We start from the raw sequence: 17,340 nt of genomic DNA, 5'->3' as shown, positions 1-17,340 counted from the left end.
TTTTTTTACCCTCCCTTGCAGATGCAATGAACAAAAGATCACACTTCGCTCGTTACCTTATCGTATTTTTCTTCGATAATTTTTGTTTTCGATCTCGGGGCGGTGGCCTCAGCCTCTCTTGAAGGTGCAATGAATAAAAGAATGGCTTCGCTAGTTACCTTTTAGCATTTTTCTTCGATGATTTTTGTTTTCGATCTCGGGGCGGTGGCTTCAGCCTCCCTTGAAGGTGCAGTCAATAAAACAAAGCACTCCGCTCTTTACCTTGTTGCATTTTACTTAGATGAAGTTTGTTTTGGTTTTTGCTTTGATGCAAGCAGGGAGACTAAAGTCACCGCCCCGAAGCGAACGTCAATACTACTTCGCTTAGATAGTTACTCACCCATTTATTAACGCTAGGTCTGCTCACTTTCAGGAACCTTGCTTTGACTTTGGGGCGGTGGGCGAATTAAGCGTCAGCTTAGTATTATGAGCAAAGGAGCTCTGCGGCTTCTTTTTTTACCCTCCCTTGTAGATGCAATGAATAAAAGAATGACTTCGCTAGTTACCTTTTAGCATTTTTCTTCGATGATTTTTGTTTTTGATCTCGGGGCGGTGGCTTCAGCCTCCCTTGAAGGTGCAGTCAATAAAACAAAGCACTTCGCTCTTTATCTTGTTGCATTTTACTTAGATTGGTATCATACCTGTTTTTTATTTCACTGCTTTTTTTCTTCCCACCAAAGTTAAATTAAACGTATCTATTAATCGTATATTTTTCTCATAAAAGTGACCATCAAAGAGTACTAGATATTCCTTCAAATAGCGCAACGACTGTTTGTACGCCATGTTATTAACATCCGAATGTTATCGGTTGCTAGGCTTCATTAACGGTGATGTCATTTAGTAGTTGTATTCAACATAAAATTACACAATAATGCGATTCATTATCGTTACTAATGCGAGTAATTATCATTATACTTGCTTTGATTGGTTGTATTTAGAGAAATAGGAATAACAATGCAGGGGGTGTTGATTTTATCATGCTGGATATTAGGAGCACTGCAAGCTGCTACTTTAATTCTGATACCAGAAATGATGTTAAGAGGGCAGCTTTCAGCCTTACAACTGGCGATTCCTTTATCGATTGGCACATTTGTTTTTATGTACTGTTCTGGTCAATGGGGAAAAATACTTGATAAACGACTTGTAGCGAATAAACCACTGACGATTATTATACGTTGGGTCTTAGTAGGCTTTCTTGCTTCACAGTTAACCTTTGTTTCATTACTGCAATTTACTTCTTTTTATGGTGTAGCTTTAGTAATAACTCTTTGCAGTAGTCGATTGTTACATGGCATATTTTGTAGTGCCATCATTCCTATAACACAGATCACATTATCCCGTTCTGACAGTAAAGGGGAAAAATTAGTCTGGTCAAGCATTGCGATAAATGTAGGTCGTATAACAGTTCCTTTATTGACCTTTGTACCGGTTCAGATTCATTATTTTAGCTTATGGTTTATTGCTACCATTACTTTTTTGGCTTTGTGTGTTGCTTGCCTTAATAAAGAAAAAAATGTCTCCGTATCAAAGCAACTTGATTCTGTTAAACCTAATAAGGCCAAGTCTAATAAAGATAAGCCAGAATTATTTACTTTATTTAACAATCCATTGTTACTAAGCATTTGTATTAGCGCACTCCTTATTTCTTTATTTTCATCACAGTTACAGTTTAGCTTAGGACCGTTATTTTTAGTTAAGTTTGCTAATGCTGCATTAGCAAGTGAAGTCACTGCAACCTTATTATTTGCATCAAGCGCAAGTGCATTAACTTCTCTGTTTATTTTATACCGTCCTCTAAGCCGTTACCCTAAAGTCTTTTTACTTGTGATTGCAGTAAGCCTCATTATTGGCAGTACTTTATTTATTATGCAACAGCATCTAATTATTGCCGTTGTTTTATTAAGTGCTGCTTTATCTATGGGGCCTGTTTGGTATACCGCGATAGCGATACACGCAAGTGAGCATAATAAAGCGCGAGCGTCTGCTTCCGTATCCCAAGGACATACCCTAGGTAATGCTTGTGGTGGTTTAGTCGGAGGAGGGCTTTTAGTTTTTGGGCAGTCGTTTTTATTACTAAGTTTTGGTTTATTCACAACACTTATATTAATTGCTTGGGGAATTGTGTTTTACAGTTCTTATAACAACTCTCAAGCCAATAACAGTCGATTATTAAAAATTAACAATACTTAAAACTAATTATTTATGAAAAGTTTTTTAACACTCATTTTTGTCTAAATGGAATTTAATATGCAACTCACTAAATCTAACAAAACTAAATTTATTTTAAACCCAATTATGGTCGGTATGTTGGGATTGTCATTACAAGTACACGCAGAAAAAGAGTATGACAACGATTATGGCATGATCATTACCGCTAACCGCTCAGCTCAAAATATCAGTGATATTGCGGCAACAGTGCAGGTCATTGAAGAAGAGCAAATTGTAGAGCAAGCACAATCGGGGGTTGAATTTAAAGATTTATTAGCAAACTTAATTCCTAGTTTAGATGTGGGTAGCCAATCTCGTTCAAATGCAGGACAAAATATGCGAGGGCGTACTGCATTAGTGATGATTGATGGTGTTTCATTACAATCTTCACGTTTAGTTAGCCGTTACTTTGATTCTATTAACCCGTTTAATATTGCTCGTATAGAAGTTGTTGCCGGTGCAACCGCTATGTTTGGCGGTGGTAGTACAGGCGGGATTATTAATATCATTACTAAAAAAGGCAGTGATGAGGAAGGTACTCATTATGAAAGCTGGGTTAGTGCACAAAGCGGATTCAATAACAGCGAAGACTTGCAATATCAAGTTGCTCAATCTATTTCTATTAAACAAGATAAATTAGATGCTCGACTTGCTATCTCTTATGATAAAGCGGAAGGCGCTTATGATTCAAATGGCGACATGATAATACAAGACCCTGCTCAAACAGGTTCTCAGTATATTGATCAATTGGATGTGATGGGAAGCCTTGGCTATGAGATTTCTGAGACAAAACGCCTTGAACTGACTGCTCAATTTTACGATAGTGGTCAAGATAGTGATTATGGCATTGATTATGGCGCTAACTATGCCTATGCCCCAGCGTCAAGCTCTGAAGAAGTAGGAATGGTTGAAGGATACAATCTTGATGATCAAGCCTCAACGACTCGTTATATGCTTACTGCAAATTATAGTGATAGTGATTTTTATAACCAAACGATGAATCTACAATTTTTTGGACGTTATGAGTCATATCGTTTTAATCCATTTTATGCAGGAACGTCGATTAGTGCTTCAGAGCAAAATACGACTGTGTTTGGCTCTAAGTTAGTTTTTACTGCTAACCCTATTGATAAACTTAATTTAGTTTATGGTATGGATGCTGAATTTGAAAAGTCAGATACAACGCAGCACTATTATGATCTAGCAACCGCAGGCGTATCAAATGGTTTAACCCTACAAGAAATTGGCACCACAGGACGTTACCCTGACGTAGAAACAACGTCTTTAGCGGGGTTTGTACAAGCTGATTACGATGTAAATTCATCATTGAATATACACAGTGGATTGCGTTATCAATATACTCACACTCACATAAGCGACTTTGTTGCAGCCACTCAGCAATCTTATGAGTTAGGTGGTTTGGCGCCTGAGGGATATTTTGACGAAATAGAAGGAGGATCTAACGATTATGGGAATTTCTTAGTGAACCTAGGTGCGCTTTATAAAATAAATAGAGCCCAACAGGTATGGTTCAATTTCTCCCAAGGTTTCGAGATTCCTGACAGTGCTAAATTTTATGGGGTAGGTTCATATAACGCTGATGGTTCAGTTGCAAATAGTATTAATGTAGCAGATAGCCCGTTAGATGGTATTAAAACCAATGCTGTAGAGTTAGGGTGGCGATTACATAATGAGAATTTATCTACTCAGTTGACCGCATATTACTCTATATCAGATAAATCGATTGAAGTTAATAAAAGCGATTATTCAATTTCCCTTGTTGATGATAAAAAACGTATTTATGGGTTAGAAGCTCAACTTGATTATTACTTAACTGAAGAAGTCACCGCAGGTGGTAACTTTAATTATATTGTTAGTGAAACCAAATCAGACGGTAAGTGGGTTAACTTAGATGCAACGACTGCGAGCCCTTCGAAGTTAACTGCTTATGTTAGTTGGCAGAAAGCGTTATTTAATACACGCCTGCAAACAACTCAAATGTTTGATTATACCGATGGCGATGATAAAGATTTGGACGGATATAATACGGTTGATTTATTGGCAGGCATTGCTTTACCTGTTGGTCGAGTTCAGCTTGGTATTACTAATCTGTTAAACAGTGAATACCAAACATTATGGTCTCAACGTGCAAACTACTATTACAATGCGGCTTACAACGATAGTTTATTTAACTATGAAGGCCAAGGCCGTACCTATTCTGTTAACTACAACGTAAAATTTTAATGTCGATTAAATTGCTTACTGTGAATAAATTAACTTGCCGCCTAGGTGGCAAGTTAATCCTAGATAATATTTCTTGCGAATTCCATAAAGGGAAAGTGACCGCGTTAATTGGTCCTAATGGCTCTGGAAAAAGCACTTTATTAAAGCTGATTGCTGGTTTAGAAAAAGCCAGTATAGGTGAAATCCAATTGTCTGGAAAGGGAATAACGCAGTATTCCCGTGCTGATTTATCGCTAAAATTGGCAATGTTACCGCAACGTCATAGTACACCTGTTGGGCTTACCGTTAGCGATCTGGTTGAATTTGGCCGTCATCCTCACCGCCGTTGGTTCGCGCCATTAACTAAAAAAGATAAACAAAAAATGCACTGGGCGATGGAGGAAGCAGGAGTATTAGAGTTTGCTGACCTTGCCATTGAAACACTATCTGGTGGAGAAGCACAACGCTGCTGGTTAGCCATGGTACTTGCTCAAGATACGGATATTGTTTTACTAGATGAACCAACATCATGGTTAGATATTGGTCACCAAGTTGAATTGTTACATATTGTTAAACGTTTAAATGAACAATATGGAAAAACGATTATTTGGGTATTACATGACCTTAACCATGCACAAGAGTTTAGTGACAATGCGATTATGCTTGAAAAAGGTAAAGTGGTTGTTGCTGGTGATGTTGATTCTGTCCTGACGGCTGAACGAGTCTCTAAGGTTTATAATACCTCAGTTGCTCGCGTTAAAGTTGAAGGGCAAACTTTACTTTGGCCAAGAACATCAGTCGTAAATGAGACTAAGTTACCGAGGGTTAAGTAATGTTTAGCCGGTATATTCTTTGTGCTTTATTAACGCTATTAAGCACTAGTGTTTATAGCATACAAGACAAGTTTACTAATGAGAGTATTATTCAACGTATTGATGCTTCAGGTGAAATGACATCATTACTCTCGATTCCTTCAACATTAGCCACACAACCTCGTGTTATCGCATTAAATTGGTCAGCTACTGAAATGTTGCTGTCTTTAGGTATTAAACCGTTAGCGATGACCTCTAAAAATGGTTATCGGAAGTGGCAATCAAACCACCCAGCTTTGCCTGATGGTGTTGCTGAAGTAGGGGATCGTGCCTTTCCTAGTTTTCCTGCCATTGTAATGCAACAGCCTGAATTAATTATTGGTTACCCATTTCGCCATGCTCGTATATTAAATGAGTTAAATGAAATAGCACCAACCTTGCTGTTACAGCAGTTTGCTGGTTTTCAGCAAACAGAGTATCGCTATATGCAACAGATGCGCGAAAATTATCAAACGCTTGCCAATCGTGTTGGTAAAAGTGAACTAGCTGCACTTCAGTTGCTTGAAATGGATGCAGAGTTGGCTCGTTTAAAACAGGTATTGGTAGATGCTGGTTTACAAGGGAAGAAATTAGCATACGGTAAATTCGTCGGGATGGGGTATGGGCTTCGAGTTTTTTCCCAGCAAAGTTTAGCGGCTTCTGTAGCGCAACAGTTAGGCTTGAGTTACGAGTGGGATATTACGTTACCAGGTAAAGATTTCACCCACTTACAATTAGAGCAAATAAAAATGTTAGGTGATACAGGGTTGATTCTCGTTCAAGAAAGTTCGGGGAAAGGGGAAAGAATGATGCTATCCCCATTATGGAATGAACATGAGTTTGTAAAAAATGATGATATTTATACAGTATCACCATTGTGGAGTTTTGGTGGGCCTGTATCCGTGATTCGAATGGCACGCGCATTTACGAAAGTATTGCTAATGAAACAAGTAGCGAGTAACCATGCTTCATTAACCAATACTAAGGGAGGAAGTGATGTACGTTAATGTGAAAAGTTCACTTAACCAAAGACCAGCGCTATGGTCTCTTTTATCGCTTACCATCATTGTGATCGCTATTTTTAGTTGGCAGTCATACCAAGAGAATGTGTTGAACAACAGTTATCAGCAAACCTACCTTTATGAGTTGTTACTACCGACATTGATAATGGCACTATTGTGTGGCTGTTTACTGGCTCAATCTGGAGCGGTTGTGCAAACGGCGTTAGGAAACTCGTTTGCTTCTCCATCAACAATAGGTATTAGTGCTGGCGCTTTATTGGGAGCAATGGTTGTTAATTTAGTCATTGATGACCCCTCCATATGGCAGGTTTGGCTATCTGCTTTTAGCTTTGCACTTGTAATATCTATGCTAATTTTGTTGTTGTCTCAAGTGATTGGTGGTGGAAAACTACAACTGATTCTGATTGGCATGGCGATGAGTTTGGCTGTGGGGGCATTATCTTCGGCGATTATGATCTATGCAGAGCAGCGTATGGATGGATTATTTCTTTGGGGGAGCGGTAATATTGGGCAAAGTGACAGTCAGTTGTTAAATATTATTATTGTACCTTCATTATTGTTATTGATATTACCTTTGTTATGCCATCGTCAATTAGATATGTTGAGTTTAGGTGATGATACCGCCAATGTGGTGGGGTTATCGGTTCGTCGTTGGCGAGCTCTCTTGCTACTGATCGCTGTGTTACAAGCATCATTAGTGACGGCAATGGTCGGCGTATTAGGTTTTGTTGGTTTAATGGCTCCTCACATAGCGAGAATGCTAGGCTTTAATAAAACACGACAACAACTTATTTGTGCGAGTATTTTTGGTGCTTTATTAGTGATTGCTTCAGAGCTTTTTTCTCGCTCATTACCCATTTCAGGATTTCGTTTACCAACAGGGGTATTAACAGTCTTGTTAGGCATGCCATTCTTTTTGTATCTGTTATGTCGTAAAAAAAGTGCCATGGGCATGGCCATCCAAGAAAATGGATTTGGCTTAGCTGCTTTGATTAAATTACCTAAACTGTGGGCTATTGTTATTCCCGCTTCTTTGTTGATATGGACAGCCACCTCATATTGGCCTAACGCTATTGAATTTCAGTTTACAGGATGGCGTATGGGCGTTGCCGTAATGGCGGGATTAGGGCTAGGAATGGCCGGTTGTGCATTACAGGCATTATTCCGTAATCCAATGGCAAGTCCTGATATATCAGGCGCAACTTCAGCATCAGTTTTATGCATTATTTTGGCGTTACAAGTTTGGCCAGATGCATCACGGCTGGATTTATTCCTATGGGCATTAATTGGTGCAGCGATTGTTGTTATTGTTTTATTTATCGCCATGTATTATCAATTACGCGTCTCTCAATTGGCGCTGTTAGGGATCGCTATTTCTGCTTGGTGTGGAACCATTGCTTCGATGGTGTTAACTTTTGGTTCTGGTGCCGCCTCTGTTACTGTGCTTTGGTTAACAGGTACTACTTATGGCGCAGATGCCCAAGTAGGTTGGTTACTGATGGCTGTTACATTACCTTGCTGTTTAGGGTTATTTGCATTAGCTCGCCACCTAGATTTATTTACGTTAGGCGAAGATTGGGGGTTACATCTTGGTCAACCATTAATGAAATTACGCCTGTTGATTATTTTATTGGTTGTATTATTGACTGCTGCAGCTGTTGCTGCTGTGGGAGCCATTGCCTTTGTCGGTTTATTATCACCACATATTCTTCGTTTAATGGGGCAAACTCGTCACTGGGTTTTACTGTTAGGCAGTGGCCTAATCGGTGCTTGGTTATTATTACTGGCCGATGGTTTAGGTAGAACCTTGATGGCACCATTTGAAATTGCCAGTGGTATTTTAGTTTCAATTATTGGTGGTTTGTATTTTATTTGTTTAATTTTATTAGGTTATAGAAGGAAGTAAGGATGTCATTATTGGATCTTATTTATCAGCGTAGTTCATGTCATGTACATGAGATGCAACATCCCGCTCCTGATAATGTAAAGTTAAAACGCATTTTACAATCGGTGATGAGTGCACCAGACCACGGTAATATTAAACCTTGGCACATTGTGGTGGTGGATACTGATCGTGTCGCAAATATGTGTGAGTTGATGTGTGATGCTTGGTTGAAGCATGCAGCACATATTGAACCTGGACGAGTTCGCCGGTTAACGAGTTATTTAAAAGATGCACCCATGGTGCTATTAGTTTCTGCTGATATTGCAGAGCCTCATGCGGTTTCTCGACGAGATCAAGTGCTAGCTGCGGCTGCCGCATGTCAAAATATTCTATTATCTGCAGAGCAAGAAGGAGTTGCTGCTATTTGGTACAGTACCGATGCAGCAGAAATACCGCAAGTTCATCAATTGTTTGGCTTAACTAAGCAGCAAGAACCAGTTGCATTTATTATTTTAGGTACAAAGAAAACGCATAGGGTTAAGAAGCGTGATCAGGTTGATGAACATTGTTATCAATGGTTAGGTAATCAACAGTTATCCCCTTTGTTTGATAAAGATGAGTGATTTACTTTAAATTCGCTTAATATAACTGAACCCAGTAATGGCCAATTATTAACAAATCATCAGTGTTGTTAATACCTCTAGAGGGGTGGTTAAGTAATGGATTTGGTTCTATTATCTTAATTTCTCTCTATATACATATTGTTTTGTCATTTAGTTTTCTTCATAAGCAAGTTTTTTTCACATACTTAATCGATTTAGTATAAAATCCTCTGCCCTAGAATACGCTGTTAAATAGTGTGTATATTTAAAGCATAGGCTGTGTTGTTATATTCTTTTATTCAACCATATCTATGCAGCTTAGAATAAAGGAAATTTTATGTCTCTTATCGACTTTTCAGCTTCAGGGCTGTCGATTGTTCCCGCTGCTGTCGCACTTGGATTAGCTATTATTACTCGCCGAGTATTACTCTCATTGGGCATAGGTATTATTTTAGGGGCATTACTGTTAGCTGATTTTTCAGTACTCTCTTCTGCGACGTATATTTATAGTACAGTGCAAGGGGTTATTATTGAAGATGGAGGCATCAATACTTGGAATATGAGTATTGTCGCTTTCTTATTATTGCTAGGCATGATGACAGCAGTGTTAACACTGTCAGGTGGAACACGTGCTTTTGCTAATTGGGCAATGAATCATATTAAAAATAAAAGAAGCGCTTCTTTATTAGCGGCGTTTTTAGGTGTGTTTATTTTTATTGATGATTACTTTAACAGTTTAGCTGTTGGTTCAATCTCACGACCTGTTACAGACCGTTATAAGGTTTCTCGTGCTAAATTAGCTTATATCTTAGATTCTACCGCTGCTCCTATGTGTATCTTAATGCCAGTATCAAGCTGGGGCGCATATATCATGACCATTATTGGTGGGATATTAGTGAGTCATGGTATGACAGAATATTCTGCATTAGGTGCATATGTTGCTCTGATACCAATGAACTTTTATGCCGTGTTTACCTTATTGTTGGTATTTGCCGTTATCGTATTCAAACTTGATATTGGTTTGATGAAGAAGCATGAAATAAAAGCGGAACAACACACAGATCTAGACGATAAAAACCATGTTGATCTACAAGATGAGCTAGGCATTAAAGAGTCAACTCGCGGTAAAGTAGGGGACTTGGTTTATCCTATTGTTAGTTTAATCTTGGCTACTGTCTTCTTTATGGTATATACAGGCAACCTGGCTTTATCTGCTGATGGTAAAGCTTTTTCGGTATTAGGTGCATTTGAAAATACTGACGTAGGTACTTCATTGGTTTACGGTGGTTTAGTAGGATTAGGCTTTGCTTTATTAACTGTGCTTAAACAAAAGCAACCACTCTCACTTATTAAGTTTGCTTTGTGGGTTGGTGCTAAATCGATGTTTGGCGCGATTGTTATTCTATTTTTTGCTTGGTCAATTGGTAGTGTAATCGGTGATATGAATACCGGTGTTTACCTATCAAGCCTAGTGCAAGGAAATATTAACCTGCATTGGTTACCGGTTATTTTATTTGTTTTATCAGGTGCGATGGCATTTTCAACGGGTACTTCATGGGGTACTTTCGGGATCATGTTACCGATTGCCGGTGATATGGCTGCTGCAAGTGATTTAGCTATGATGTTGCCTATGTTAAGTGCTGTGTTAGCAGGATCTGTTTTCGGTGATCATTGTTCGCCTATTTCCGATACCACTATCCTATCTTCAACAGGTGCGCGTTGTGAGCATATTATTCATGTTTCAACACAATTACCTTACGCATTATCGATGGCATTTGTCTCAGTCGTTGGTTTCGTTGTGATTGGCTTTACTGGTTCGACGGTAACGTCATTAATTGCTGCATCACTGGCCTTTGTATTGGTTATTTTAGCCATGAAAGCTATTTCAAAACGCGAAAGCTAAAAAATACAGGTGTTGCTAAGACTATTTAGCAACACCCATTTCCAACCATCATGAATTCCTCTTGCTCCTCCCAACACCGTTAAACACACTTCGATGCCGTTCAATAGACCATAAATAAAGCTTAAAATGTATTTAAATAGTAGCAAACGCTATGATGCAGCTATGCAATCGTTTATGCTTTATTTTTATCATATAAAGCAACAAAGGAACTGATATGCGTATCACAGCTAATTTCGATGCTGGCAATATAGACGTTATTAATCAAGATGACAAAAAAGACATTCAATTGGCTATTCGCCGAGACGTTGGAGATGAGTTTTTCCAATGGTTTAACTTTCGCGTAGAAGGTCAAGTGGGTGAGCAATATGTATTTAACATTTTAAATGCTGCTGAATCTTCTTATGTAGAAGGGTGGGAAGATTACCAAGCCGTTGCTTCTTATGATCGTCAACACTGGTTTCGATTACCTACTTTCTATAAAGATGGCAAGCTAACCATTATTGCCGAAATGGAATGTGAAACGATTCAAATTGCTTACTTTGCCCCTTATAGTTATGAGCGCCATCAAGATCTTCTTGCCGCTGTACAGATGCATCCTTTAGTGAGTCTAGAGCATCTTGGTGAAACACTTGATAAACGTGATTTATCATTGGTTAAGGTGGGAGATGGCGACACCAACAAACGTAATATTTGGATCACAGCTCGTCAACATCCAGGTGAAACAATGGCAGAATGGTTAATCGAAGGGTTACTGCATAGTTTACTTGATAGCGACAACGCAACAGCAAAACTATTATTAGATAAAGCCAATTTCTACATCGTACCGAATATGAATCCTGATGGCAGTGTACGCGGACATTTACGTACTAATGCAGCAGGTATTAACTTAAATCGAGAGTGGCAAAGCCCTAGCCTTGAAAAGAGCCCTGAAGTTTTTCATGTAATTAAGAAAATGGAAGAGACTGGTGTTGATTTATTCTATGATGTACACGGTGATGAAGCATTACCCTTTGTATTCTTAGCGGGATCTCAAGGTACGCCAAGCTATAGTGAGCGTCTTGCGACTTTACGTGACCGATTCTCTGAAGTGTTAACATTGGCTAGTGCGGACTTCCAATCTGAGTTTGGTTACGATATTGATGCACCTGGTGAAGCGAATATGACGGTTGCAACTAACTGGGTTGCAGAGCGTTTTGATTGTTTAGCAAATACCTTAGAAATGCCATTTAAAGACAATGATAACTTACCTGATTTAACCATGGGATGGTCGCCAGAGCGTTCAATTAAGTTAGGAGAAGCTTCTTTAGTCGCGATGTTAGCAGTGGTTGATGATCTAAGATAATCAGCGATTTACTTACCTAACATATAAGCGCTAACACCTTGACTGAGTTAGCGCTTTTTTATTTACAGCTCGATAGTTATACCAATCACACTAATTAACTGATCTATTTTACTTGCTAAAATAACTTATTTCTTCGTTGTAATTTTCGCAAATAGAACAACTATTTAACTCAAATTACGCCTTAAACTAAGTCATTTTTTCTGCGCAAAATTTAGATCACTTATTTAATATAATTGGTATTATAACTTGATATTTATAACTTAATTTTTATAACAAGGAAGCTAAATCATGATAAGTCGCGGTATTTTTATCTTTAGCACAACATACTCCCAATAAATCATCTATAAAGTGATTTAAGGCTCTCTGTTCTATCTGTTTAATTTTATCCTGTATATCTTTTGTGAGCATATGGTACATACTTGCGGCGCCAAAATCGCCAAAGATGATGTTTGAGTGCTGATCAAAAAGCGTATTATGGGCATATAAATCGCCATGGCAAACTTGATTAGCGTGTAAGTGTTCAAACACCTCTTGCATCTGTTTAACTATTTTCTCAATACTTTCAATGGTCAAAGTGAAGTTGTCAGCAAATGTATCTCTTGTACAACTGTCAAGACTAGGCGGTAAACCTAGGTTTTTATATGTAGCTGGAATCAGTTCCATGACTAATGCGAGGCAATCACTTTCATTCACCTGCCCCACTGATTTAACCAAGTTATTATGGTTACCCACTTTTAAACAAGCTTGCAATTCATCTTGCGGATAGCCATCACTGGTAACTTCACCTTTAAATACTTTTACCGCAATTTGCGCGGGAAAAAGTCCTGCTTCATTAACATCACCTAACCAATTAGCTTGATAAATCATACCAGAAGCACCTTGTCCTAAGGTCTCATTTAATTGCAACGAACTTGAAGCAACCTCAGGTACTGATTGGATAGGCAGAGTATGCGAGCAAAAAGGGTTGCCAGAAAAGGCAAACCAAGCCAGTTTCGGTAAGCGTAATAACTGTGTTGGGAAGTCGGTCAGTTGGTTTGCTGAAATACGTAACAATTCAAGTTCATGTAATTGGTCCATATTCTCAGGTAATGTTTGTAATTGATTTCCTGCTAAAGCCAATTTCTTTAAACGAGGGCGCTGGCCAAGTGTCTGTGGTAACTGAGTAATTTTGTTGTCAGTTAAAATCAACCAGCGTAAGGGTAAAGGTAATGCTGTTTCCGGTACGGTAGTGATTTGGTTTGATTTAAAGCCAATCATTTCTAAGGCTGGACATTGCCCGATACTAGCAGGTAAAACAGTAAATAAATTATTTGATGCAAATAGGATCTTAAGCTTAGTTAACTGTTTTATTTCACTCGGTATATCGCTTAATTGATTGTTAGATAAGTCGAGCACTTCTAAGCTATCAGCTAAGGTTAAAATTTCCATGGGAAATGTGGTTAGTGCTTCTGATAGCTTTAAGCGTTTTATACCTTTGAGTTTTCCGGCTTTGAGTGCTGCAAGTGTCTGCAAAATAATATTCCTAATCTGATCATTAATTTATAGCCACATAATATAATAAATAAGTCGCTAATAGCCACATCATACAAGCAATTACAAAGTCTATTATTTGCTGATTTCTAGGCTTAGATAAAATAGGTGATAGTTTTTGTCCTAACAATGATAATCCAAAAAACCAGATAAACGATCCACTCACACCACCAAATACAAACCAAGGACGCTCTGCTGCCGTTAAATTCGCTGCAAACCCACCTAGAATAACAACAGTATCGATATAAACATGTGGATTTAAGATGGTGAACGCACAACAAGCTAAAACAATCGCTTTAAAGCTTCGACTGGCGTTATCCTTTGCTAAATCATTGCCTCCTTTAAAAGCACTTTTGAAGCATAAAAAACCATAATAAAACATGAATACAGCACCGAGTATGCCGATTGCCATTAACAACCATGGGTTTGAATTAAAGATTTTTGCGCCGCCCCATACACCAATAGACATAAATAGCGCATCGGCGAGAGAGCAGAATAAAGCCACAAAAAGATGGTGTTGGCGTTTAATACCTTGATTTAGTACGAAGGCATTCTGCATACCAATTGGCATAATTAAAGTCGCCATTAAGGTTAAGCCAGTAAAATAAGTACTAATCATATTCTCTCTCTCTAATCTTGTGTGTAAGTCGTTATCAGAGAGCGCACTATAAATATATTTTCATTGTTAATATAGCTAATAAATTTAATGTTTAATTAATTTTTCTAATGATATCGTGTTAAGCTGTTGTTTTGATAAATAGCCTGTGTAAAGGGGTGAGCAGATGGATTTAAGCAACATTGATTACAAGTTACTAAAAGCCTTGGATGCTGTGGTGATGGAGCAAAGTTTTGAACGTGCTGCCAAACGTTTATTTATTACTCAATCTGCCATTTCACAACGCATAAAGTTATTAGAAAAGCAGTTTGGTGAGCCCTTATTGATTCGTTCAACACCACCTCAGTCTTCACGATTAGGACGAGTTTTATTAGGGCATTATCAACGCGTGTTACAACTGGAAATGGAGTTGAATCAACAACTGGATCAGCAAAGTAATCAAGCACAAGTATTACCATTGGCTGTCAATGCAGATAGCCTTGCCAGTTGGTTAATCACTGCATTAAGCCCAATTATCCAAGAGCAGAATGTTCAACTTAATTTATTTGTACAAGATGAGTCGACGACCTGGGAAAGAATGCGCAGCGGTGAAGCGCTTGCTTGTTTAACCAGTAAAGAAAAAGCGATTAGCGGCAGTGATAGTCATTTTCTTGGTTATATGGAATATGTTTGTGTTGCTAGCCCTGATTTTATTGCACGTTTCTTTAAGCAAGGTGTTAATAGAGAAAGTTTGCGACGTGCACCAGCAATGTCCTTTGATCAACATGATGATATGCACTTTTCATTTATGAGAGAGCATTTTCAATTACAGATGGGGCATTACCCTTGCCATACAATTCGCTCTTCAGAAGCGTTTGTTGACCTGACCTTAGCGAGTGGGGCGTATAGCTTTAATAGTACCTTCAGTGTTGAACAGCATTTGCAAAGCGGACGTTTAGTTGACCTATTACCGGAGCACAGAGTGCAGGTTCCTTTATACTGGCATTGCTGGCAATTAGGTGGTGAAATGATGAAACAATTAACCCAACAAATTGTGCAATATTCTCGTCAAGTATTGAATCAACATAAGCTCAATTAGCCTGTTACTCTACTATATTGACAGGCTGATCTAGATTTAACTTCCAGACATCATTGCTTTTAGTGATACAGATGTCTGCCAAGGTATGCTTTCTTAATTCATCAAGGAACGCCTGCATCGCTTTATGGAAAATAGGTTTGGCTAAACAAACGCTATCTAAACGACAGGGAGGTTCCTGACAATTAACCGGAGATAAGTTTGTTTCCATTACTTCAATAATATCACCGAGATTGATTTGCTCCGCAGGTTTAGCCAGCTTAATACCACCACTTTTGCCTCGTATGGTTTGAATAAACCCCGCTTTCCCTAAATGATGAATCACTTTAGTCAGGTGATTAAACGAGATATCAAACAGTTCAGCGATTTCATTGGCTTTGGATAACGCGGTTTGATCGACCTGTGTGTTTAAATAAATTAAAACTCGAACAGCGTAATCTGTGTGCTTAGTAAGTTGCAATATATGACCTTTTAATAATGATTAATGGTGTTTTGTAACCCACCTCTAATGAATTACTTTTAATTATGCATTTTAATTGCATCTTTTGAAATAAGTATTTAATATACATCTTAAATTTAAATAAGCATTTAAAATGCAACTTAATGAGGTGGCACATGTTAACAGATAATGAGATTAAAATAATTAAAGCGAGTACTCCTGCTTTGGCTGAATATGGCGAGCAGATCACTGGACGTTTTTACCAAATCTTATTGGAAAAAAATCCTGAGTTAAAAAATATCTTTAACATGACTAACCAAAAATCAGGTAATCAAAAACATGCATTAGCAATGGCAGTTTATGCTTTCTCAAAATACGTTGATGATTTATCGGTTATTTTAGGCGACGTAGAGCGTATTGCACAAAAGCACGCTAGTTTAGGTATTAAAGCAGAGCATTACCCGCTAGTAGGAAGCGCATTGTTAGAAGCTATTGAAGAAATCTTAAACCCTGGCGAAGAGGTTATTTCAGCTTGGGCGAGTGGTTATGGTGTACTAGCGAATGTATTCATCGAACGAGAAAAAGCACTATACGAAGAAAATGCTAAGAAAGAGGGTGGTTGGTTAGATACTCGTGATTTTACTATTGTAAAAATGCACCAAGAAACACCGCTTATCACTTCTTTTTACTTACAACCTTCTGATCAAGGTACTGTTGCTGCATATACTGCAGGCCAATATATTAGTGTTCATCTACATCCTGAGGGACAAGAATACCAACAAATTAGACAATATAGTTTATCTGGCGCTTTTGATCAAAAGGGTTACCGTATCTCGGTTAAAAAAGAGTTAAACGCACAGGGCGAAGGCCTTGTTTCAAATTACTTACACGACCAGTATAAAGTGGGCGACACGCTTAAAGTAACACCACCATGCGGTGAGTTTGTGTTACAAGAGTCAACTAACCCTGCGGTATTAATTAGTGGCGGTGTTGGAATTACACCAATGCAAGCGATGTTAGAAACCTTAACTCAGCAAGCACAGCCACGCGATATACACTTTATCCATGGTAATCAAAATCAGCAACATCAAGCCTTTAAAACTGAACTGGATTCATTGGTTACACAAGGTAAGGTTAAAGCACATTGTTTCTACCAAGAAACAACAGCTGAAGGTGAGCACAAAGGCATGATCGATCTACAGAAAATTAGCGATTCATTACCTGCTGGTGCAGAGTATTATATTTGTGGGCCGTTAGCGATGATGAAAGCAGTATATCAACAGCTAAAAACATTGCAGATTGCTGACGATAAAATACATTATGAAGTATTTGGGCCTAATAAAAGTCTAGCTTAAACCTGTCTAGTTTAGTTTATTTAGGTTAAATCTATTTAGCTTAAAGCGAATAGGGCTGTTTTATAAAACAATAAAGCAGCCTAGTTTGACCAATAAAATAGTCAGTGCTGTCTTTGATAAGGATAAGCTAAGTTGCTAAAGGCGTTATATATTAGCTAGCAGTAATACCAATCTGTAAAATTAACTGGTCAGTTGCATCCAATCCCTAAAGCACATACTTTTCACCCTGAGAGGGATGCTGACAAAGTCA

13 protein-coding genes are annotated in these 17,340 nt (G+C 38.3%); 10 read left to right on the top strand and 3 right to left on the bottom strand.

The features are described 5' to 3' along the window. Window positions 1-993 precede the first annotated feature (993 nt). The 8 genes from V6256_RS01515 (at window position 994) to V6256_RS01480 (ending at window position 12,075) form a co-directional block, all read left to right on the top strand. Window positions 994-2,229, top strand: coding sequence for a permease (locus V6256_RS01515; RefSeq protein WP_341596223.1), 1,236 nt, complete (start codon window positions 994-996; stop codon window positions 2,227-2,229). Between the two features lie 57 nt (window positions 2,230-2,286). Further along, the gene (locus V6256_RS01510; RefSeq protein WP_341596222.1) at window positions 2,287-4,491 is read left to right on the top strand and encodes a TonB-dependent receptor; all 2,205 of its coding nucleotides are present in this window, start codon (window positions 2,287-2,289) and stop codon (window positions 4,489-4,491) included. Beyond that, on the top strand, window positions 4,491-5,303 hold the full coding sequence (locus V6256_RS01505) for an ABC transporter ATP-binding protein (protein ID WP_341596221.1): 813 nt from the start codon (window positions 4,491-4,493) through the stop codon (window positions 5,301-5,303). The genes V6256_RS01510 and V6256_RS01505 overlap by 1 nt, the downstream gene beginning before the upstream one ends. Further along, complete coding sequence (locus V6256_RS01500; RefSeq protein WP_341596220.1) at window positions 5,303-6,328, top strand: ABC transporter substrate-binding protein; 1,026 nt, start codon at window positions 5,303-5,305, stop codon at window positions 6,326-6,328. The genes V6256_RS01505 and V6256_RS01500 overlap by 1 nt, the downstream gene beginning before the upstream one ends. Next, the gene (locus V6256_RS01495; RefSeq protein WP_341596219.1) at window positions 6,318-8,249 is read left to right on the top strand and encodes an iron ABC transporter permease; all 1,932 of its coding nucleotides are present in this window, start codon (window positions 6,318-6,320) and stop codon (window positions 8,247-8,249) included. The genes V6256_RS01500 and V6256_RS01495 overlap by 11 nt, the downstream gene beginning before the upstream one ends. 2 nt (window positions 8,250-8,251) lie before the next feature. Then, window positions 8,252-8,851, top strand: a complete 600-nt coding sequence (locus V6256_RS01490; RefSeq protein ID WP_341596218.1) for a nitroreductase family protein — start codon at window positions 8,252-8,254, stop codon at window positions 8,849-8,851. A gap of 316 nt (window positions 8,852-9,167) precedes the next feature. Next, window positions 9,168-10,733: a Na+/H+ antiporter NhaC family protein gene (locus tag V6256_RS01485; RefSeq protein WP_341596217.1), complete on the top strand. Its 1,566-nt coding sequence runs from the start codon at window positions 9,168-9,170 to the stop codon at window positions 10,731-10,733. 214 nt (window positions 10,734-10,947) lie between these two features. Further along, the gene (locus V6256_RS01480; RefSeq protein WP_341596216.1) at window positions 10,948-12,075 is read left to right on the top strand and encodes a M14 family metallopeptidase; all 1,128 of its coding nucleotides are present in this window, start codon (window positions 10,948-10,950) and stop codon (window positions 12,073-12,075) included. Between the two features lie 267 nt (window positions 12,076-12,342). On the opposite strand, the gene V6256_RS01475 is transcribed toward V6256_RS01480, so the two are convergent. Further along, complete coding sequence (locus V6256_RS01475) at window positions 12,343-13,587, bottom strand: leucine-rich repeat-containing protein kinase family protein (protein ID WP_341596215.1); 1,245 nt, start codon at window positions 13,585-13,587, stop codon at window positions 12,343-12,345. A 22-nt stretch (window positions 13,588-13,609) separates the two neighbouring features. Beyond that, a complete protein-coding gene (locus V6256_RS01470; RefSeq protein ID WP_341596214.1) occupies window positions 13,610-14,224 on the bottom strand; it encodes a LysE/ArgO family amino acid transporter in 615 nt (204 codons plus the stop codon). A 163-nt stretch (window positions 14,225-14,387) separates the two neighbouring features. Here V6256_RS01470 and V6256_RS01465 point away from each other — a divergent pair, with 163 nt between their 5' ends. Then, window positions 14,388-15,299: a LysR family transcriptional regulator ArgP gene (locus tag V6256_RS01465; protein ID WP_341596213.1), complete on the top strand. Its 912-nt coding sequence runs from the start codon at window positions 14,388-14,390 to the stop codon at window positions 15,297-15,299. A gap of 4 nt (window positions 15,300-15,303) precedes the next feature. Here the strand turns inward: V6256_RS01465 and V6256_RS01460 are convergent, their stop codons facing one another. Then, entirely contained in the window at window positions 15,304-15,756 is a 453-nt protein-coding gene (locus V6256_RS01460; RefSeq protein WP_341596212.1) for an RrF2 family transcriptional regulator, read from the bottom strand. Window positions 15,757-15,911: 155 nt separating this feature from the next. On the opposite strand from V6256_RS01460, the gene hmpA reads away from it, so the two are divergent. Then, the gene (gene hmpA, locus V6256_RS01455) at window positions 15,912-17,090 is read left to right on the top strand and encodes an NO-inducible flavohemoprotein (RefSeq protein WP_341596211.1); all 1,179 of its coding nucleotides are present in this window, start codon (window positions 15,912-15,914) and stop codon (window positions 17,088-17,090) included. Window positions 17,091-17,340: the final 250 nt, after the last annotated feature.

This window comes from Psychromonas aquatilis (assembly GCF_038155185.1).
Taxonomy (GTDB): Bacteria; Pseudomonadota; Gammaproteobacteria; order Enterobacterales; family Psychromonadaceae; genus Psychromonas; species Psychromonas aquatilis.
Note: the sequence above shows the minus strand (reverse complement) of the source record. Positions and strands in the feature narration are given on the sequence as shown.

Bases quoted from the DNA above. Each gene is read 5' to 3' on its own strand.
- V6256_RS01510 (WP_341596222.1), top strand. From the start codon at position 2,287: ATGCAACTCACTAAATCTAACAAAACTAAATTTATTTTAAACCCAATT.
- V6256_RS01500 (WP_341596220.1), top strand. From the start codon at position 5,303: ATGTTTAGCCGGTATATTCTTTGTGCTTTATTAACGCTATTAAGCACT.
- V6256_RS01470 (WP_341596214.1), bottom strand. From the start codon at position 14,224: ATGATTAGTACTTATTTTACTGGCTTAACCTTAATGGCGACTTTAATT.
- V6256_RS01505 (WP_341596221.1), top strand. From the start codon at position 4,491: ATGTCGATTAAATTGCTTACTGTGAATAAATTAACTTGCCGCCTAGGT.
- V6256_RS01490 (WP_341596218.1), top strand. From the start codon at position 8,252: ATGTCATTATTGGATCTTATTTATCAGCGTAGTTCATGTCATGTACAT.
- V6256_RS01465 (WP_341596213.1), top strand. From the start codon at position 14,388: ATGGATTTAAGCAACATTGATTACAAGTTACTAAAAGCCTTGGATGCT.
- V6256_RS01515 (WP_341596223.1), top strand. From the start codon at position 994: ATGCAGGGGGTGTTGATTTTATCATGCTGGATATTAGGAGCACTGCAA.
- V6256_RS01485 (WP_341596217.1), top strand. From the start codon at position 9,168: ATGTCTCTTATCGACTTTTCAGCTTCAGGGCTGTCGATTGTTCCCGCT.
- hmpA (WP_341596211.1), top strand. From the start codon at position 15,912: ATGTTAACAGATAATGAGATTAAAATAATTAAAGCGAGTACTCCTGCT.
- V6256_RS01480 (WP_341596216.1), top strand. From the start codon at position 10,948: ATGCGTATCACAGCTAATTTCGATGCTGGCAATATAGACGTTATTAAT.
- V6256_RS01495 (WP_341596219.1), top strand. From the start codon at position 6,318: ATGTACGTTAATGTGAAAAGTTCACTTAACCAAAGACCAGCGCTATGG.